We start from the raw sequence: 20,023 nt of genomic DNA, 5'->3' as shown, positions 1-20,023 counted from the left end.
CGCGGGGCTCATCGCGGTCGAGATGGGCGTCTCGTTCGACTGGAGTGCCTACTCCGCGTGACGTTTCGGCGTGAGTCGCGTCGAGATTGCTTCGGTCAGAGCAGTCCAGGCGGCGACGAACTTCTCGACACCTTCGGCTTCGAGCGCGGTGAAGACTGCGGGCAGATCGATACCGACGTCCGTCAAGGCGTCGAAGATTGCGCGGGACTGTTCCGCTGTGTCACTGATGTTGTCGTGTGCAGGAATGTTCCCGTGATCGGCGACCGCGTTCAAGGTTGCCTCCGGCATCGTGTTCACCGTGTCAGGTGCGACCAGTTCGGTGACGTACAGGGTGTCCGGGTAGTCGGGGTTCTTCACGCCGGTGGATGCCCAGAGGGGACGTTGCAGGCGAGCGCCGGCGTCGGCGAGTGTGACCCATCGATCGGAGGCGAAGTTCTGCTGGAAGGCGTGATAGGCCAGGCGAGCGTTCGCCAGCGCCGCGGTACCCCGCAGCGCCAGAGCGTCCGCGGTGCCGATCTTCTCGAGTCGTGCGTCGATTTCGGTGTCGACGCGGGAGACGAAGAACGAGGCCACCGAGTGGATCGTGGACAGGTCACGTCCGGCGGCTCGTGCTGCGTCGAGACCCGCGAGATAGGCATCGATGACGGCTTGATAGCGCTCGACCGAGAACACCAGGGTGACATTGACGCTGATTCCCTCCCCGATTACCGCTGCGATGGCAGGGATGCCCGCTCGGGTGGCGGGGATCTTGATCAGCAGGTTCGGTCTGTCGACGAGCTTCCACAGTTCGATGGCCTGCTCGATGGTCGCGTCGGTGTCGTGTGCGAGCCGAGGGTCGACCTCGAGGGAGACGCGGCCGTCGACGCCGTTGCCGGCGTCGAACTGTGGGGAGAGCAGGTCGCAGGCGCGGCGGACGTCGTCGGTGGTGAGCGTTCGGATCACGGAGTCGACGTCGGCGCCGTCGGTGTCGAGCCGGCGGAGTTGTTCGATGTAGGCCTCGCCGGTGGTCAACGCGGTGTGAAAGATGGAGGGGTTGGTGGTGACACCCACGACGCTGCGGGTGGATACCAATTCGGCGAGGTTCCCGGACTGCAGGCGGTCGCGGGAGAGGTCGTCGAGCCAGACGGACACTCCGGCTGCGGACAGTTGGGCAAGGCGGGGATTTGCAGACATGGGTCTCCTGTCGAAGGCAGGTGGGAGGGGGCGACCGCCCAGTAGGTCGCCGGCACAACCCTGGGTGTCGAAAGGTGTTTCCTCAGAATGGGTTTAGCGTCATCTGATGGTGTAGCCGCCGTCGACGAGCAGGTCGGCGCCGTTGATCATGGCGGAGCTGTCGGAGGCGAGAAAGAGCGCGGCTGCGCCGATCTCCTCGGGGTATGCGAACCGTCCCGTGGGGATGAGTTTCTTCATCTCGTCGCCGCGGGCACCGTCCCAGGCCTTGCGGCCGAGATCGGTGAGGACGACGGTGGGGGAGATGGTGTTGACTCGAACGCCGCGACCAGCCCACTCCGAGGCGAGAACTTTCGAGAGTCCGACGACCCCGAATTTGGACGCGCAGTACGCGGCGTGTTGGTCGAGGGCAACGGTCGCCGCTTGTGAGGCCAGGTTGATGATCGTCCCCTTGCCGGCGTCGAGCATGTGCCTGCCCACGGCCTGACACATCAGGAATGTGCCCTTGAGGTTGACGTTCATGGTGCGGTCCCAGGCATCGGCGGTGAGGTCCTCGGCGGGGGCGAGCATGACGATTCCGGCGCTGTTGACGAGGATGTCGATGCGGCCGTAGATGTCGACGACGGCGTCCACGGCCTGCTCAACGGATGCGGGATCGGAGACGTCGACGCCGAATCCGCGGCTGTTCCCGCGGAGCCCGCAGGCTGTGGTCGTGGCCGCCGACTCGGACAGATCCAGGAGGGCGGTCTCGGCGCCCTTGGCGGCGAATGCGGAGGCGATGGCGGCCCCGATGCCCGAGGCTCCGCCGGTTATCACCGCGACCTTGCCGTCGAGACCGAAGTTGAGATCGACAGAGTGGTCGGTCATGTCAGCATCCCGTCCCGGGCAGCGCCGCGGCCTGCGGTTCGCTCTCCGTCTCGACCGCGTCGATCGCGGCCACCTTCTCCGCCGAAGCGGAGTTCGTGTCGAATCGGTATCCGAGCCACTCCCGGGCGAGGCGCCGGGCGAGTTCGAGGCCGATGACCCTCTGACCGAAGCACAGCACCTGTGCATTGTTGCTCAGAACGGAGCGTTCGACGGAGAAACTGTCATGTGCGGTGACGGCACGAATCCCAGGAACCTTGTTCGCACTGATCGCGACGCCGAGTCCGGTGCCGCAGACCAGTAGCGCCCGATCTGCCGTCCCGTCGGCGATCAGCCTCGCGGCAGCGACCGCCACATGCGGATATGCGGTGCTCGGATCGATTCCGTCCGTTACGTCGATGACCTGCGCCACTCTCGAATCGGCCGCCAGGTCCCTCTTCACTGCGTCCTTGTACAGCACGCCCGCGTCGTCGCAGCCGACGACGATGCGCCACTTGTCGGTCATGTCTGTTTCTCCTGCCTTACCTCGGGCCGATTCGCCGCCGAGGCCGTGAGACGCGGGCCGGAGCCGAAGCGTCGATGTGAATGTCAATGTGATTTATATCGTGATCCATGTTTTAGATCTCGTCAAGAGGGTTGTTTTTCACATGATTGACGTTTACTTTGTGTTACATCACGTTAGAATGTGACTCAGAACACGATACGAAGTGGAGGATGATCCCTGATGGCGTCAGCACTGGAAGTGCGCAACCTTGCCAAGGGCTTCGGCGGAGTACCGGTGCTGCGGGATGTCTCGTTCTCGGTCGAACCCGGCAAACTCACCGTCCTCGCCGGTGAGAACGGCGCAGGCAAGTCGACGCTGATGAAGATCGTGACCGGGCAGTTGCGCCCCGACCAGGGGGAAGTGCTGATCGAGGGACAGCCCCTGGAACAGGCAAGTCCGCAGCACGCGCGGGCTCAGGGCGTGGGAATCGTTCCACAGGAACTGGCCCCCTATCCGGACATGCTGGTGTACGAGAACCTCTTCGTCGGCCGGGAGCTGCGAACCAAGGCCGGGTTCCTGAACCGGCGAGCGATGATCACCCAGGCCAGAGCGATGCTGGAAATGTTCGGAGTCGACATCGACCCCAAGACTCCGATGCGGCACCTGTCCCTCGCGCTGACCCAACTGGTGGAGATCGCCAAAGCGACGACGTGGGGCGCGCGAATCCTGCTGCTCGACGAACCGACCTCGTCCATCCCCGACCGGGAAGTTGCCCGGCTGTACACCGTCGTCCGGCGACTCAAGGACCAGGGCGTCGCGATGATCTACACCACCCACCGGATGGCGGAGATCGAGGAACTGGCGGACCAGGTGATCGTGCTCCGAGACGGGACGCTCGTCATGGACGAGCCCATCAGCGCGGCACCCGAGCAGGAAATCGTGCATGCCATGATCGGCCGGCCACTCGACACCCTGTTCCCCGACACTGCGCCCCCGACCCCCGACATCGGACTTCGCGTCGAGGGATTGAAGCTCGAACGAAGTGGTCCCGCAGTCGATTTCTCGATCCGCAAGGGCGAAATCCTGGGCCTCGGCGGCCTCGTCGGCGCAGGCCGTACGGAAATCCTCGAAGGCCTCTACGGGATCCGGCGCACGACCGCCGGCTCGGTGGAGGTCGACGGGCATCCCCTCCGGCGCAACGCACCCGCCGAGGCGATCCGGGCGGGCCTGGCGATCGTGCCCGAAGACCGCAAGGGTGCAGGTCTGGTCCTGAGCCGCTCCGTCCTCGACAACGGCAGCCTCCCGCACCTGTCGTCCTATTCGCGGGGCGGCTGGCAACTGGGCAACCGTCGCGCTCGCGTCGACGAAGCGATGAAATCGGTCGCCCTCAAATCGCGCGGCTTGGACCAACTCGTCGGCACCCTGTCCGGCGGCAACCAGCAAAAGGTCGTCCTGGCCCGGTGGCTCACGCACAACTGCTCGGTGCTGCTCCTCGACGAACCCACCCGCGGCGTCGACGTCGGAGCACGGGGAGAGATCTATTCCATCATCCGCGACCTCGCCGCTTCAGGTCTCGCGGTACTGCTGGTCAGCTCCGATATGCCCGAACTGATCGGGCTGAGTCACCGCGTCCTGGTCGCGCGAGCGGGCGGCATCGCCGGCGAGCTCGGCCGCGACCAACTCGATCGGGCGGACGCCCAGGAAACCATCTTCCGTCTGGCCAGCGGCCAGGCCACCCCAGGGAGCGCCGCCGCATGACAGACATTCGACCGACACCCCGACCAGTTCTCTCTCATCAGTACGGAGCATCCGATGACTGCCGCAGTTAACACCCGACCAGAGCTACCCGCCCCCGACCTGGGCGAAGGCAGAGGCCGATTCACCCGCGCCCGGGTCGAAGAACTCCTCATCCGCAATTCGATGGTGCTCGTCCTGTTGCTCGTGATCTTCTACTTCAGCTACGAGAGCGCACGTTTCGCGACCCTGGACAACTTCCGCACCATCATGATCGCGGCGGCCCCGTTCGCGCTGGTCGCCCTCGGTCAGACGCTGGTCATCCTCACCGGAGGAATCGACCTGTCCGTCGGCAGCGTCATCGCGGTCAGCGCAATGACCGGGGCGAGTGTCGTCGTCGGCCACCCGGAACGGTTGTGGCTGGCGGTGGCCGCAGCGGTCGGTGTCGGAATTCTCTGCGGTCTGATCAATGGCCTGATCGTGAGCCGACTCGGCGTAGCGCCATTCGTGGCAACGCTGGGAATGCTCACCGCCGCATCCGGTTTCGCCTACGTCATCGGTGACGGCGCCCCCATCAACGGGCTGCCGGACGAGTACGGCAAGATCGCGAACACCGAGATCCTCGGCCTGCAGGCACCCGTGGTCGTGATGATCCTCGGGTTCGTCATCCTCGCCGCCGTCATGAAGCGCACCTCATTCGGTCTGCGCATCTACGCGGTCGGCGGCAACCGGACGGCAGCCGAGGTGGCAGGCGTCAAGACCCGCCGCATCCTCACCAGCGTCTACGTGCTCAGTGGTGCCCTGGCCGGGTTGTCCGGAGTGATCTTGTCCTCACGGGTCATCTCCGGCCCGCCCAATCTCGGTGCCGGCTACGAACTCGACGCCATCGCCGCCGTCGTGATCGGCGGCGCGAGCCTGATGGGCGGCCGGGGCACCGTCTGGGGAACACTGCTCGGACTGCTGCTGATCCAGACCCTCAACAACGGTCTCGACCTGCTCGTCGTGCCCGCGTACTGGCAGGCTGTCATCAGCGGCGTACTGATCGTGACCGCCGTGGCCGTCGACGTGTGGGCGACTTGTCGCCGCACCGCGTGAACGGAAACTGACATGACACACGACACTGCTCCACGACAGGGACGGTCACCCGGGCTCCTGACGCAGGCGCCACTGCGAGTGCGATGGATCGCCGCGCTGCTTCTCGGTCTCTTCCTGGTCGCGACGACAGCGTGCGGGGCAGGTGACGAGGACGCCAAGAGCGGCAAGCTCCGCGTCGGTGTCACCGTCTACGACATGAGTTCGTTCATTGCCCAGGGAAAAGAGGGCATGGAGGCGTACGCGGACGCGAACAACATCAAATTGCTGTGGAACTCGGCGGGAAACGATGTTTCGACCCAGGCCACTCAAGTCGATCAACTGGTCAACCAGCGTGTCGACGCGATCATCATCGTCCCGGTGCAAGCCGACTCGCTGGGGCCGCAGATTCAGGCGGCGAAGAATGCCGGAATCCCGTTGTTCGCAGTCAACACGACCCTGTCCGACGAGGATGCAATCACCTCATCCGTTCTTCCTGACGACGTCTCCGCCGGCGCCCAGGAGATGGAGATGATGGCCCAGCGCCTCGGAGGCAACGGAAACATCGTCATCCTCCAGGGCCCTCTCGGGTCCTCACCCGAGCTGGACCGCACCCGGGGAATCGACTCGGTTCTGGCGAGATATCCAGGGATCAAGGTGCTCGTGCAGGACACGGCGAACTGGAAACGCGACGAGGCGGTGAACAAGACCAAGAACTGGCTGTCGAGCTTCGGTGGACAGATCGACGGAATCGTCGCCGAGAACGACGACATGGGGCTCGGCGCCGTGCAAGCGTTGTCCGAGGCGAACCAGGACATCCCCGTCGTCGGAATCGATGGCATCCAGGACGGGCTGGCTGCAGTGAAGAACGGGGCCTTCATCGGTTCGTCGCTCCAACACGGGCGCGTCGAGATGGCCACCGGACTGGCAATCGCCAAGCGCGTGATCGACGGCGGGCCGGTCGAGAAGGAATACACCTACACGATGCCTGCGATCACGCAGGACACCGTGGACGAGTACACGAAAAATGTTGTCACCGAAAAGGATGCCTTCCTCGAGCAGCTCCCGCAGCTGATCGAGGCCAACCTCCAGTCCGGTGACATCGCCAACGAGGAACGGATCAACCCATGACCAAAGTATTCGGGCAGCCGACGGCGTTCGTCGACGATGCACTCGCCGGTTTCTGCGACCTCAACGCCGAGTTCGTGCGACCGGTGACCGGCGGCGTCGTCCGGTCGACCGCCTCCGCATCGGGGAAGGTGGCGGTGGTAGTCGGTGGGGGATCCGGGCACTATCCCGCCTTCGCCGGCTACGTCGGATCCGGGATCGCTGACGGCGCCGTGATCGGTGACGTGTTCACCTCGCCGCCGACCAAGCGGGTCGTCGACGTCGCCCGCGAAGCCTCCCACGGCGGCGGCGTTCTGCTCAGCTTCGGGAACTACGCCGGTGACGTGCTGAACTTCGGCGCCGCAGCGAAGCAACTGACCGCCGAAGGCATCCCCACCAGGGTCGTGGCCGTGACTGATGACATCGCGAGCGCAACGGCCGACGAGGAGGCACGGCGACGCGGAATCGCCGGCGACGTCGTCGTCTTCAAACTCGCTGGTGCCGCCGCCGAGGCGGGATACGACCTGGACGGAGTGGTCCGCATCGCCGAGACCGGCAACCGCCGCACCCGATCCCTGGGCGTCGCGTTCGCCGGGGTCACCCTGCCCGGCAAGCAAGAGCCACTCTTCACCGTCGAACCCCGGACGATGGGTGTCGGTCTCGGCATTCACGGCGAGCCGGGTGTCTCGAACGAGCCGCTCACCGATGCCAGCGGACTCGCGCAGATGCTCGTCGACAAGGTTCTCGCCGCCGCACCCGCTGATGCGAGCGACCGCGTCGCAGTGCTCCTCAACGGCCTCGGATCGACCAAGTACGAGGAGTTGTTCGTACTCTGGAAACATGTCGGAGCGCTGCTGCGGGACCGCGGGCTCGAACTGATCGCCCCCATCGCCGGCGAATACGTCACCAGCCTCGACATGGCCGGGTGTTCGCTCACCGTCTGCTGGCTGGACGACGAACTCGAAACGTTGTGGACCGCGCCGGCGCAGACCCCCGCAATGCGATGCGGTGCGGCCGTGCCGACCGAACGACGGGAGGCCGGCCAGGCGGCCGTTCCGGCGGCGTCCGCGGACGTACTCCCCACTGCGACAGACGAATCCCGGTCCTCCGCCGCCCGCATTGTCGCCGCCCTGTCCCGGATCGCCCACACCCTCAGTGATTCCGAAGCCGAACTCGGCCGCATCGATTCCTTCGCCGGCGACGGCGACCACGGCTTCGGAATGGCTCGCGGCTCCGGTGCAGCGTTCGATGCCGCCGAGAATGCATTTGCGCGAGGGGCTGGGGCGTCGACGGTACTGGCCGTCGCCGGAGATGCCTGGGCCGAGCGGGCGGGCGGAACATCAGGGGCTCTGTGGGGGCTCGGGCTTCGCGCCGCCGGTGGCGAGTTCAGTGACACGGGGGCGGTGTCGACGGCGGACGTCGTTCGTGCCGCCCGCGCGGCACTGGATGCGGTCGTCGAGGCCGGTGGGGCGAAGGTAGGCGACAAAACCCTCGTCGACGCGCTCGACCCCCTGGTACGAACCCTCGAGGAGAAGGCCGGCGGCACGCACAACGGGTACGAATTGTGGGCGGCGGCCGCAGAGGCCGCGACTGCCGCGGCCGAGGCCACCGCCGAACTCTCACCACGGCTCGGGCGGGCGCGTCCACTGGCTGAGCGCAGCGTGGGGCATCCCGACGCGGGAGCCGTGTCGTTGGCCCTGTGTGCCCGCACTGTCGGGTCGGAAGCGGAGAAGTAGGCGCACGATGACGTCCCGGAACGTCGCCGAGCGCGCCATCGTGGGTGTGAGTCTGAAGATGTACTTCGGACCCGCACAAACCCGATTCTGGCTCGAGAGCCTGCGTGAGATCGTCGAAGAATTGCACGCCGACGACATCCTCGATGTGTTCGTGTTGCCCTCGTTCCTGTCGATCCCGACCGCACAGGAGGTGTTTTGCGGGAGCCGGATCGACTACGGGGCCCAGGACGTGCATTGGGAGGATCGCGGCGCGTTCACCGGGGAGGTCTCGGCCGCAGATCTGGAGGAACTCGGCTGCACCGTCACAGCAATCGGGCACGCCGAACGCAGGCGGTTGTTCGGGGAGGACGACGAGACCACCGCGCGAAAGGCCGAAGCCCTCGTCCGGAGGGACATCACCCCGATCGTGTGCATCGGTGAGGCGACGCAGGAATCGGTCGACGAGGCCGTGGCCGCGTGCCGCCGCCAGATCGATCCGGTCGTCGCGGCGATCCCGGACACCACCGATCTCGTGTTCGCCTACGAGCCCGTCTGGGCCATCGGTGCACCCACACCCGCGTCACCCGAGCGCATCGTCGAGATCGCCCGGCGCCTGCGCGCGGTCACCGGCGAGCGCGGTGGCCGGACCCGGCTCATGTACGGCGGCAGCGCCGGACCCGGGCTGTATCCACAGATCGCCGACGCCGTCGACGGTCTCTTCTTCGGCCGGTTCGTGCACGACACCGGCAATCTCCGGGCAGCGATCACCGAGATCGTCCGCGAAGTTGCAGGGCGGCCAGGATAGACCGCTCGACTACCCTCGATACCGAGACCTGCGGATCCGGCGCGCACCGCCCAGCCGGATCCGCAGGCGGAACGGAAAGGCGGATGAACAAGCGCATGACCAGTGCCCAACGCTCGGAGAACCTGAACCAGAGTGAACGACACGACGCCATCACCGAGCTCGTGCTTCGCGCCGGGTCCATGCGTATCGAAGAGCTCGCCGACCGTTTCGGCGTCAGCGTCATGACGATTCACCGGGACCTCGATACTCTCGCCGCCAAGGGCATCCTGCGTAAGTCGCGCGGTAGCGTCACCGCCGTCGCGACAAGCCTCGTCGAGGCAAGCATCGAATACCGGACCCGGCAACACCAACCGGAGAAGCAGGCGATCGCCCACGCTGCCTTCGAGCTGGTCGAGCCCGGGCAGGCAGTCATCCTGGACGACTCCACGACCGGACTCGCCCTCGCCGACCTGTTGCCACAGCGCCGCCCGTTGACCGTCATCACCAACTCGCAACGAGTGCTCACCACCCTCAACGACCAGGAAGGCATCGCCCTCATCTCCACCGGGGGTCAGTACTACCAGTGGTGCGACGCCTACATGGGGGCGGTCACCATCTCCGCGTTGCAGGCCCTGCGGGCCGACGTGTTCTTCATGTCCACCCCGGCGATCATCGGCGACGTCTGCTTCCATCAGCATCACGAGACGGTCCAGGTCAAAAGGGCCATGTTCGAGGCCGCTCAGAAGCGAGTGCTGTACGCCGACCACACCAAGTTCGACCAACGCGCACTCCACGCGATGGCACCGTTGTCCGATTTCGACACGGTCATCGTCGACGCGGCAACAAATCAAGAACACATCGATCGACTTCGTGATGCCGGCAACGACGTCGTCGTCGCGAAACCGCCTCGCCGCCACTAGCGGCCTTCACCGTCCCGCGCTGAATCTCCGTCGGCCCCGGCGACGTTGGGTGCAGGTGCCGCCCAACCAGCAGCTCGGGCGACACCTGCACTCCACCCCTCGCGTGAACCGACTCGTGTGCCCGAGACGTCCGCGTCGTCATGTGACCACCATGACGGAGCAGACGTTACCAGAAAACGGGCCAATCGGTTTGTTTCATTTCCGGCACACACGCTTATCCGGCGCGCCCGACATCACGTTCCGCGATCCGATCGGTCAGGGGCGTTCGACGACAAGCGGTTCCAACTGAGCGGCCAAGCGGGCGCGCAGCCGCTTCGGAAAGGTTTCCAGCGTGAAGTGACGCGCCGGAGATCGTGTGATCTCGTGGACGTAGAAGCCATTGCAGTTCAGGGCAACAGTGGCGGCGTCGACACCGCCGAACAGCTGCCCGGCCTGCTGGCCCTCGCGGACGATCCCGGCAACTGCGGCGATGATGCGGTCCCCGTACACCATGGATTCGGCCTTGAAACTCGACGACGAATCCAGGCCTTCACGTACGAACGCGGTGACGTTGTCCGGATCGGTGAGGTAGAGCTCGGCACGCCCGTCGTAGATGCGATAGATCCGATCGATATAGGACCGCCCGTCACTGCGCGAGCCGGATTCGGCTTCCGCGATCAGGCGATCGACGGAGTCGGCGATTCGGTCCCCGACGACCAGTAGCAGCAGTTCCGTCTTTCGATGCACGTAGCGGAAGAGAGTCGCCTCGCCGACGCCGGCACGTTGCGCAACTTCACGCGTGGTGACCTGCTCGTATCCCTTCTCGGCGAACAGTTCCTGCGCCGCGGTACGGATGAGATTCATGCGGTGCACGCGGCCGCGCTCGCGAAGTCCGGCGACCGGCTCGTCAATCCGCACCATGTGCTCCTCTCCACTCTGTTGCTCCTGATCTTCTCAAATCGATATTGATAGTGCACTCCGTTCGAAGTATGCTCTCAAAAAACGTCGACATGTGGTCCAGGCCACACGGAAATTGAATCGTTTCATACCGGCGATCGGTGCGTACCGACCCGACCAGCGAGGAGAACTCGTCATGTTCCCAACCCAACGTCCCACTGCGGCGTCACCCAAGCCGTGGTGGGTGGCCTTCGTCGCCGGGATGGCGTCCTATATCGACGCCGCCGCCATCACCGCGTCGGGTGTGGCACTGGTGATTTACCAGGATGTCTACGGCCTGACCGCGGCGAACGTGGGTGTGCTGTCGGCCCTGCTGACCAGCTTCATCGGCGTCGGCGCGATCGTGGGCGGCCGGGTCGGCGACCGGTGGGGTCGCAAGCGGGTCTTCGTGGCCACCATGGTGATGATCGCCGTCGGTGCGGCCCTGCTGGTCTTCGGGCGGGACTTCACGCTTCTGGTGGTGGGCTCCTGCCTCATCGGCTTCGGGACCGGGGCCGACTTGCCGGTATCGCTGGCGACAGTCGCGGAGGCGGCCGCGCAGGACAACCGGGGCAAGCTGCTCGGTTTCTCGCAGATCCTCTGGAAGCTGGGTGTTCTCGGAAGCCTCGGTCTGAGTGCCCTGGTCGGTGACCATGGGCTGATCGGAGGCCAGATCCTGTACGGCCACATCGGTGTCGTCGCCCTGGTCGTCCTCGTCCTCAGGCTCGGCATCCCCGAGTCCGCCGATTGGCGTCGAGCCGCCCTGGCCAGGAGTGCACACCGTGAGGACCCGTCGACACAGCCGAAGGCGAGCCTGCGGGAGTTGCTGCGCCCACCGTATGCGCACTCGTTCGCGGCCCTGCTGATCTTCTACATGTTCACCAACCTCGCGGCGAACACCAACGGCCAGTTCGGCACTTACCTCATGGTGAATGTGGCGGGGATGCCGGTCTCCACACAGGCCACCATCACGCTCATCGGCAATCCGATCGGCATCGCGCTGGGATTCTTGTTCATGCGTACAGTCGACGGCCCCAATCGGATGAAGTGGTTCTATTTCGGCGCGACGATGGGTGTCGTCGCCATGGCTATCCCCGCGGTCTTCGGCGTCACTTTCGTGACTCTGCTGATCAAGAGTCTGCTGGTGTACTTCTTCTACGGTTTCGCCTTCGAGGCGATCATGAAGGTCTGGGCGCAAGAGTCGTTCCCCACCCTGCTGCGTTCCACCGGGCAGGGAACCATCATCGCCGCCGGCCGATTCGGCGCCGCCGCACTGGCGGGTGTCACGCCCTGGATAGTCGAACAAGGGCCGCGGTACCTGTTCGTGTTCCTCACAGTTGCCATCCTCCTCGGGGTCACCGCCGCAGCGCTGGTCTTCGGCCGCCGGGGCCACCACACCGAGTTCGACGAGCCCGCCCCCGAACCTGCACCGGCACCGGCGGCCACGTCCGCGGACTGATCCGTGCCGCACTGCACACCAACGGAATTCGACACAATGATCAGGAGAGTGCAATGCCCGATCTGAATGCCGCGCCCTCGGCGACCGGCGGACGCGCGTGGCCGGTGCAATGGCAGGGCCATTGGATCTCTGCGCCCGCCCCCGCCGGCGAAGAACCAGCGCAGCGGACCGCGATCACACCGGATACTCCCCGGCACCCTTTCGAACGCGTGCTCTTCACGCACACCTTCGACCTCGCCGAAGCGCCGAAGACGTTCCCCGCCCGGCTGACCGCGGACTCACGGTACGTCCTGCTGGTGAACGGGCGGACGGTGGGCCGTGGTCCGGTCCGATCCCAGCCGGACCGGTTGCACTTCGACGACCACGACCTCGCACCTTTCGTCATTGCAGGCGAGAACCGAGTCGAGGTGATCGTGACGTATTACGGCCGCCCCAACTCCATCTGGGCACCCGCCCGGCAGGGTTCCGGCCTCGGCGACCGGGCAACCCTGGTCTTCGAAGCCCACGACGGCGATCACTGGCTCGTCACTGACGGCGACTGGTCCACCCAAATACTCGGGCAGTGGTCGACGCTGCCCGCGACGGAAAGCCGGGCCCGGGTACCGTTCGAATGCCTCGACGAAACACACCGACCCGGGCGGGTTGAGTTTGCCGAGGTGCGAGCGGTAAACCACATGGGCGGACTCGCCCGCTCCCAGCCACCGACGATGCCGTACGGGCGGCTGCTTCCCCGGCCGATCGGCACACTCGACGGTGACAACATCACCCCGGTGTCGGCCGGTGCGACGACGATCGCGTCAGCTGCGGTAGATGCGCTGGCGCCGCTGTACCGCATTCAACAGCTCACCGCCGACGCGAGCGCACCGGAGTTCACCGCGTACGCCTGGGGTGCGACGCTGTCGGTGTCTGCGGACCGGCCGGCGCTCGTCGCGGTGGACATGGGCCGCATCGTCTGCGGATATGTCACAGTGTCGGCCACGTCGAGTGAGCAGGCGCGGATCGGTACGGCGCTCACCGAGAAGGCCGTCACCTTCACCCCGGACGACCCCAATCAGCATGTCGCCGGCAGCATCTGGGTCAAGAAACCCGGCCACTCCACCTTCCGGGCGCTCGAGAAGAACGGCTTCCGCTACGCCTACCTCTTGATCGAAACCGATCGCGATGCCGAGGTGAGCTTGCGCGACTTCGCGGTGCGTGAGGATCTCTATCAGCTCACCGGTGACGCCCGATTCTCGTCTTCGGACATGGAGCTGAACCGGATCTACGACGCCGGACGCCGGACCGCCGTTTTGAATTCGCACGACGCCTTCGTCGACTGTCCCACCCGCGAGCAGCGAGCATGGACCGGTGACCTGTACGTCCATGCCCTGGTGCACTTGACGTGTTCCGACGACTGGCGGCTCGTCCGCCGGAGTCTCGAGGTGGCCAATTCCCCCCGCGGCGACGGGATCCTTCCGATGGCGGCTGCCGCCGACCTCGAGTACATCGACAACGTCACGATCCCGGACTGGTCGTTGTACTGGGTGCACGGACTCTACAGCTACTACCGGTATTCCGGTGATCTGGAGTTCGTGCGCACCACCTTGCCGACGGTCTCCCGCATCATCAGCTGGTACCTCGCCTATCAGGACCCGGCCACCGGTCTCGTCGGCTACACACCCGAATGGAATCTTGCGGACTGGAGTGCGATCTTCCTCGACGGGTACAGCTCCATCCTCAACGGCATGCTCGGGCGCACACTGACCGAGTTCGCCGAGATGAGCCGGGCCATCGGAAACACCGGTGATGCGGACTGGGCCATGGATCGACACGCACGGATTCGTGCTGGTTTCGAACGGTTCTGGGACCCCACCCGTCGCGTCTACAGAGACCACATCGGCAGCGAACACGGCCTTGACGCGACGTCGCAGCTGGCCAACAGCTGCGCGGTCCTGTCGGGCTTCGCGCCGCTCGAGCGGCACGCCGACATCGTCGCGGCACTCACGCTCGACGACCGCAGTGTCTACCGCAACTGGATCGGTGAACCGGGTCGTTACTCTCCGGAGCGTCGCCGGCTGCATCTGCTGGGTATCCAGCAGATCGACTGGGACACCGAAAACGAGATCATGCGGGCCGAACCGTTCGGCAGCGCACTGGTACACGATGCGTTGCACGAACTCGGCGCGCACGACGAACTGCTGCACAGCATCCGACAGTGGTCGGCCTTTCTCGCCAACGGCTACGACACCTTCGGAGAATGCTGGGGCTTCGGCACACCCTGCCACGGCTGGAGCTCCTACCCCACGGTCAGCCTGATTCGGTACATCCTCGGCGTCACCCCCGCATCACCCGGTTTCGATGACGCCACAGTCGCACCCCGGTACGACCTGCTGCCCTCAGCCAGAGGCACGGTACCGACTCCCCACGGATCGATCACTCTCGACTGGTCAGAGACCTTCCTGCGCATCGACAGCCCGGTCCCGTTCCGCGTCGTCCACCCGGACGGCACCGACCTTCTGCTGTCTGCCGGCCGGCACGAACTCTCCCGCGCGGACACACCCTGCGGCGGTTGACCCCCCACCGCGGATCAAGACGCAATCGACTACCGCGCTGCCGTCCAGGCGCAGAACCACGAAAAGAGAAACGCGTAGATGACCATCAATGCACAGCACACGGACCCGAGCAGGAACCCGATCGCGCACGCCACGGTTTCGTCGCCGGCCCGGCTGACGGCACTCGCCCTCGAGGAACCCGATCGACCGGCGGTCACCGACGACACGGACACCATCACCCGTAGCGAACTGGACCGCCGCACCAACCAACTGGCTCGTCGCTTCGCCGCTCTCGGGGTGACCGCCGGATCGATGGTGTCGATTGCTCTTCCGAACAGCATCCGGCACCTCGAGTCGTCGATCGCGGCGTGGAAGCTCGGCGCCATCCCGCAGCCACTGTCACACCGGCTTCCCCGGGATGAGATGGAGCGGATACTCGAGGTCGCCGACCCGGCACTGGTCGTCGGACTGGAACCACCGAACGGCCGGCCGTGGTTCGACGGCGACGCCGACGTCTCACAGGAATCCGGTGCGCCGTTACCCGACATCGTTTCTCCGGCATGGAAAGCACCGACCTCAGGAGGAAGCACCGGAACTCCCAAACTGATCGTCTCCGGTCAGCAAGCGACAATCGAGGGCGTGCTCCGCCGCGCCGACGCGCTTCGCCTCGACCGCAACGGGGTCATACTCACCACCGCGCCGATGTACCACAACGCACCGAACATGTTCAGCCTGATGGCTTTGCTGCAGGGCCACCACGTGGTGCTGATGCGCCGATTCGACGCCGAACGGACCCTCCGACTGATCACCGAGTTCGCCGTCACCTGGCTGTACGTCGTACCGACGATGATGGGCCGCATCCTTCGACTGCCCGAGGAAATCCGCCGCGATGTCGATGTCTCGACGCTGCGGACCGTGCTGCACGTCGGTGCGCCGTGCCCGGAAAAGGTCAAACGCGGATGGCTCGACTGGATCGGCCCGGAGAAGGTGTGGGAACTCTACTCCGGCACCGAAGCGCAGGCCAGCTGCATGATCGACGGCAACGAGTGGTTGGCCCACCCGGGCTCCGTCGGGCGGGTCGGATCCGGTGCGATGTCTGTGCGCGACGGCGCCTTCGAGCCCGTTTCGGCGGGAACGGTCGGCGAAATCTGGATGCGGCCGGAACCCGGAACCCCGGCCACCTATCGATACCTCGGCGCCCACGCTCGTACGCGGGACGGATGGGATTCCCTGGGCGACATGGGATATTTCGACGAGGACGGCTACCTGTACCTGACCGACCGGATCAGCGACATGATTCTGGTCGGTGGCGCGAACGTCTACCCGGCCGAGATCGAGTCGGCGCTCGCCGAACACTCTGCCGTGCTCACCTGCGCGGTCATCGGGCTGCCCGACGAGGACCTCGGCAACACTGTCCACGCCGTCGTCCAATCAGCCCACCCGGTCAGCGAGGACGAAATCCTCGACCACCTGCGAACGCGACTGGTCTCCTACAAACTGCCCCGGAGCGTCGAGTTCAGCGACACCCCACTGCGCGACGACGCGGGGAAGGTACGGCGCGGAGCCTTGCGCGAGGCTCGATTGCGGACCCCGGCGTCCTGACCTCGGCCTACTCGGGGATGGCTGCACTGGCACGGGCGGCGTCCACGCTGTCGCGGGCGTCGCCCGGGAGCAGGACACCGGAGTCGACCGCGGCGGTGGTGGCCTGCTCGAACCGGGTCAGGTAGTCCTGGCGTGTGGGGTACAGCGCGTGCAGTTCGTCGGACGTGAAGGGAACCGAGCGACCGAAGAGGGTGGAACAGACGTCCCCTCCGCTGTTGTCCCGATTGTTCGTGGCGACGGGGACGGCGAACTCGGGCAGGCGGATCCCGCCGAATGCGTTGCCGTACCGATCGCGCAGGACAGTTCCGTCCGCGGCGTAGTCCATCTGCGGCTGGACCGCAGGCGCCGGTCCGCCCCGCGCCCAGCTCTTCACGGCGTCGAGCGCCGCGTTCTGCACGTTGCGGAACGGGATCCGGCTCAATGGCGGCGCCGCACACGGATAGGGCGTGGGCTCACGGCCGAGGTCACGGCGGGCGACGGCCTCGAGATAGGTTTGTGCGTCGTGGTCGGAGTGTGTTGTGCCGGCGACCTCCCACAGCCGGTACCGATCGGTGTCCGGCGGGCGGAACTGGGCCGAGTCGGTCTCGGTATTCAGTTGCAGCACCGGCACACCCGCTGCTCCGGCGACCGGCTGCGGCAACGCGGCCGAAGGCGTCGCGGGCCCAATCGAGGCGGTGCTCAACGCGGTCAGCAGGTAGCCGTCGACAGCGCCGTACAGCGGCCCGACGGTATTGGCATAGATCGTCAGCGCCGCTGCCGACTGTGAGCACCCAGTCACCAGCTGCTGCTTCACCGTCAGGTCACCCAGTGGGGCGACGCCGTCGGGGGAGCGAACCTGCCGCAGTGCCTGACCGAATATTTCATACGCAGCGGGCTCGGCGACAAAGGTGCCGACCGCAGGTAGGCGGAGGCGGTCGTAGCGCTGGGGATTCCACGCTGTGAGGCCGGTATCAGGGTGGTCGACCCCGACCGTCTGGGCATCGACGGCGACGTAGGCGTCACCGGATCGCAGCAGGTGATCGGCCGACCGCGCCCACAGGCAGTCCAGATCGAAGTTGTTGGAGACGTTCTGCCACTCGGTGACGACCGTACCGCTGAACTTCGCCGGATCCGCGGGTCGCCGCACCAACATCCGGGAGGTGTAGGGCCCGGCCGGAGTGTGCCCGGAGAAGAAGAACTCTTCCTCGACGTAGCCGTACGCCGCGACGTCGGTCACCGAGGCGCCGAACGGATAGGCCCGCGACGGATCTCCCACCGCCCCTGCGGGGATCGGTCCGTCTACGACCGCCGCCGAAGACAGCCGGTCGAGTGTCTCGGCGGCGGCCGTCCCGGCGCCCATCATGACGGCAACGGCCAACACGATCAGCACGAGACGGTGCGGATGCCCGAGCGCGGCGGACAACTTCGTCGTGAATGGCATATCGAGGTCTCTCATCGGTCTCGTCGAAGATGGGCGCGAGGAGCGGCAGGTGATTACGAGAGCGGCATCGAACACCGATCGACCTCGTTCGTGAGGGGCGGCGCGGGAGGAGGCGGACACCACGGTATATCGAGTGTCGTCAATAATCAACACATCGTCGACAATTTTCGGATGTGCGCCCGTCGAGTGCGTTGCGCTGCGACATCGGGGTGGGCAGTCGCTTTCAGCGGTCGAGCCGGGGAGTCGCGCTAGCCTGTACCTCTGTCGAGAGTTATCGACAGCATCACACTGCAGGTCGGCTGATCCGACCGTGAGGAGAGCGGCACGATGGCACGTCCGGCGAGTTCGAGTCCACCCGTCGCGAGCGGGCGCCGACGCGGACCCAGCAAGGGCGACCGGACCGAGGCCGCCATTCTCGACGCCGCGTGGGACCTGCTGCCCACCAAACCGCTGAGGTCGATCACGATCGCCGACCTCACTCAGGGGGCAGGCATTTCCCGGTCGTCGTTCTACTTCTACTTCGATTCCAAGGACGCGGTGATACTCGCCCTCGCTCAGCGGGTGGGCGGCGACATTCGGAGCAAGATCGCCGGCTTCACCACCGCACCCGACGGCACGATCCCCGACATCCGCGCAGGCATCGAGGGCTATCTGACTCGGTGGCGCGAACTGGGGCCGGTGTTGCGCGCCATGACGGTGCTCGTGGAGTCCGACGAGGCGTTGCGCACCTTCTGGACCGGGATCACGAACGACATTCTCGACGAGGTGGCCACATCGATCGAACGCGCGCAGCAGGCCGGGACCGCCGCCCCGGCGCCGCCCGCAGCCAGGGACCTGGCGAGAGTGCTGTTCGCGATGCTGTGGCACACCGCCCACGACTACTCGCTGGCGCCGGGCTCGCGCGCCGAGCAGCAACGTCTCGTCGACACCCTCACGACCGCATTTCAGAGGACGCTGGGCCTGACTTCGGTCTGAGCGCCGCCCCCTGAGCCGGTCGGCTCCCCGTCACGACGAGAGTGTCGTGCAAAATAATCGACATAGTGTTGATTATTGACGACGTCGAGTATAGCGTGGCCGACATCACCGATGCCGCGGCGTGCCGCACCACGAAAGGGTTGGCCGATGCCCGACCGCAACACCGGCGTTCACGCCAAGCTCAGCCGACGCAGCGTCCTGATCGGCGGTGCAGTTGCCGCCGCGGGCGCCTTCATCGGCACCGTCGTGCCCCGGGCCTTCGCGGCACCGGGATGGCCGTCGGCCCGCTTGGATGCTGCGGCAGCCACGAATGTGGATCCGAGCCAGTTCATCTCCGAAGCCCAGTTCCGTTCGTGGGGGCAGGAACTGGACGACATCGGATTGCGGGCAACCGGATCCCCGGCGCACGAACGTTACGTGCAGACGCTGGCCGATCAGTTGCAGGCGGCGGGCGTGTCCGACGTGCACCTCGAGGGCGTCTCCCTCAAACGCTGGCTCGCCACCAACTGGGCGTTGAGCGTGGACGGCACGTCGCTGCCGGCGCCGTCGTATGTGCCCTACAGCGGCAACACCGGCCCTGACGGTGTGTCGGGTCAGCTGGTCTACCTGGACGACCAGGCGTTCTCGAACCACGCGGGGCTGCCGCGGCTCGACGGCAAGATCGCCGTCTACGATGTTCCGCTGACGTCCCTGCCGATTCTGGCGTTCAAGGCGCTGCAGTACCCGGGGTCGGTATACGACCCGCAAGGCAACTTCTCCGATTTCGACTTCTACAAGCGACCGTGGTTCAACGGCGTCCCTGATCGGTTGAAGGAGCTGAAGGACGCCGGGGCGATCGGCTCGATCGGCGTCTTGGACCTGAACCAGCACTGGGCGACGGGCCAGTACTTCCCGTACGACGGCGTGTTCCGTGAGTTCCCCAGCTTGTACGTCGACCGGGACACCGGTGCGGAGCTGAAAAGGCGTGCCGGGGCGTCGGGTGTGGGCACGATCGTGCTCGAGGCCGACATTGCGGACGTGACCACGAACAATATCGTCGGATTCATTCCCGGTATGTCCGAGGAACTGACGGTGCTGCACACCCACACCGACGGCACGAACGGCCTCGAGGAGAACGGCCAGTACGGCATCCTCTCTGCTGCACAGTATCTCGCGCGACTACCCAGGACATCGATTCCCCGCACGATCATGATCGTGCTGGCGACCGGCCACTTCGCGGACGGCGTCGGCACGTTGGGATTTCTGGCCCGGCACCTCGACGATCTGGTACCA

At 65.8% G+C, this 20,023-nt stretch carries 16 protein-coding genes; 11 read left to right on the top strand and 5 right to left on the bottom strand.

Features of this window, described 5'->3' with window-relative positions; genetic code table 11:
* Positions 1-48: 48 nt before the first annotated feature.
* The 3 genes from tal to DTA22_RS13835 all read right to left on the bottom strand — a co-directional run bounded on the left by tal (position 49) and on the right by DTA22_RS13835 (position 2,539).
* Entirely contained in the window at positions 49-1,173 is a 1,125-nt protein-coding gene (tal, locus tag DTA22_RS13845; RefSeq protein ID WP_112299774.1) for a transaldolase, read from the bottom strand.
* Positions 1,174-1,272: 99 nt separating this feature from the next.
* On the bottom strand, positions 1,273-2,037 hold the full coding sequence (locus tag DTA22_RS13840; protein ID WP_037243119.1) for an SDR family oxidoreductase: 765 nt from the start codon (positions 2,035-2,037) through the stop codon (positions 1,273-1,275).
* Position 2,038: 1 nt separating this feature from the next.
* Positions 2,039-2,539: a ribose-5-phosphate isomerase gene (locus DTA22_RS13835; protein WP_037243122.1), complete on the bottom strand. Its 501-nt coding sequence runs from the start codon at positions 2,537-2,539 to the stop codon at positions 2,039-2,041.
* 219 nt (positions 2,540-2,758) lie between these two features.
* Between DTA22_RS13835 and DTA22_RS13830 the strand changes: the two genes are divergently transcribed.
* The 6 genes from DTA22_RS13830 to DTA22_RS13805 all read left to right on the top strand — a co-directional run bounded on the left by DTA22_RS13830 (position 2,759) and on the right by DTA22_RS13805 (position 9,849).
* Entirely contained in the window at positions 2,759-4,276 is a 1,518-nt protein-coding gene (locus tag DTA22_RS13830; RefSeq protein WP_112299773.1) for a sugar ABC transporter ATP-binding protein, read from the top strand.
* A 54-nt stretch (positions 4,277-4,330) separates the two neighbouring features.
* Positions 4,331-5,347 carry an ABC transporter permease gene (locus DTA22_RS13825; RefSeq protein ID WP_245973431.1) on the top strand — a complete coding sequence of 339 codons (1,017 nt, stop codon included), beginning with the start codon at positions 4,331-4,333 and terminating at the stop codon, positions 5,345-5,347.
* A 12-nt stretch (positions 5,348-5,359) separates the two neighbouring features.
* The gene (locus tag DTA22_RS13820) at positions 5,360-6,454 is read left to right on the top strand and encodes a substrate-binding domain-containing protein (protein ID WP_112299771.1); all 1,095 of its coding nucleotides are present in this window, start codon (positions 5,360-5,362) and stop codon (positions 6,452-6,454) included.
* Positions 6,451-8,166, top strand: coding sequence for a dihydroxyacetone kinase family protein (locus DTA22_RS13815; RefSeq protein WP_037243128.1), 1,716 nt, complete (start codon positions 6,451-6,453; stop codon positions 8,164-8,166). The genes DTA22_RS13820 and DTA22_RS13815 overlap by 4 nt, the downstream gene beginning before the upstream one ends.
* 7 nt (positions 8,167-8,173) lie before the next feature.
* Complete coding sequence (locus DTA22_RS13810) at positions 8,174-8,950, top strand: triose-phosphate isomerase family protein (protein WP_112299770.1); 777 nt, start codon at positions 8,174-8,176, stop codon at positions 8,948-8,950.
* 95 nt (positions 8,951-9,045) lie between these two features.
* The gene (locus DTA22_RS13805) at positions 9,046-9,849 is read left to right on the top strand and encodes a DeoR/GlpR family DNA-binding transcription regulator (protein ID WP_245973432.1); all 804 of its coding nucleotides are present in this window, start codon (positions 9,046-9,048) and stop codon (positions 9,847-9,849) included.
* Between the two features lie 255 nt (positions 9,850-10,104).
* Here the strand turns inward: DTA22_RS13805 and DTA22_RS13800 are convergent, their stop codons facing one another.
* On the bottom strand, positions 10,105-10,749 hold the full coding sequence (locus tag DTA22_RS13800) for a TetR/AcrR family transcriptional regulator (protein WP_052033743.1): 645 nt from the start codon (positions 10,747-10,749) through the stop codon (positions 10,105-10,107).
* Positions 10,750-10,921: 172 nt separating this feature from the next.
* Between DTA22_RS13800 and DTA22_RS13795 the strand changes: the two genes are divergently transcribed.
* From DTA22_RS13795 to DTA22_RS13785, 3 genes are all read left to right on the top strand, one after another.
* Complete coding sequence (locus DTA22_RS13795; RefSeq protein WP_128970066.1) at positions 10,922-12,223, top strand: MFS transporter; 1,302 nt, start codon at positions 10,922-10,924, stop codon at positions 12,221-12,223.
* A gap of 53 nt (positions 12,224-12,276) precedes the next feature.
* Positions 12,277-14,775, top strand: a complete 2,499-nt coding sequence (locus DTA22_RS13790) for an alpha-L-rhamnosidase-related protein (protein ID WP_112299768.1) — start codon at positions 12,277-12,279, stop codon at positions 14,773-14,775.
* Positions 14,776-14,853: 78 nt separating this feature from the next.
* Positions 14,854-16,356, top strand: coding sequence for an AMP-binding protein (locus tag DTA22_RS13785; protein ID WP_112299767.1), 1,503 nt, complete (start codon positions 14,854-14,856; stop codon positions 16,354-16,356).
* A 7-nt stretch (positions 16,357-16,363) separates the two neighbouring features.
* Here DTA22_RS13785 and DTA22_RS13780 read toward each other — a convergent pair whose 3' ends face one another.
* On the bottom strand, positions 16,364-17,776 hold the full coding sequence (locus DTA22_RS13780; RefSeq protein ID WP_112299766.1) for an alpha/beta hydrolase domain-containing protein: 1,413 nt from the start codon (positions 17,774-17,776) through the stop codon (positions 16,364-16,366).
* Positions 17,777-18,103: 327 nt separating this feature from the next.
* On the opposite strand from DTA22_RS13780, the gene DTA22_RS13775 reads away from it, so the two are divergent.
* Both DTA22_RS13775 and DTA22_RS13770 read left to right on the top strand, forming a co-directional pair.
* Complete coding sequence (locus DTA22_RS13775; RefSeq protein ID WP_052033746.1) at positions 18,104-18,751, top strand: TetR/AcrR family transcriptional regulator; 648 nt, start codon at positions 18,104-18,106, stop codon at positions 18,749-18,751.
* Between the two features lie 147 nt (positions 18,752-18,898).
* The coding region (locus DTA22_RS13770; RefSeq protein WP_112299765.1) for a PA domain protein at positions 18,899-20,023 on the top strand (1,125 nt) is incomplete at its 3' end.

The sequence above is a fragment of the Rhodococcus wratislaviensis genome (assembly GCF_900455735.1).
Classification (GTDB): domain Bacteria; phylum Actinomycetota; class Actinomycetes; order Mycobacteriales; family Mycobacteriaceae; genus Rhodococcus_F; species Rhodococcus_F wratislaviensis.
Note: the sequence above shows the minus strand (reverse complement) of the source record. Positions and strands in the feature narration are given on the sequence as shown.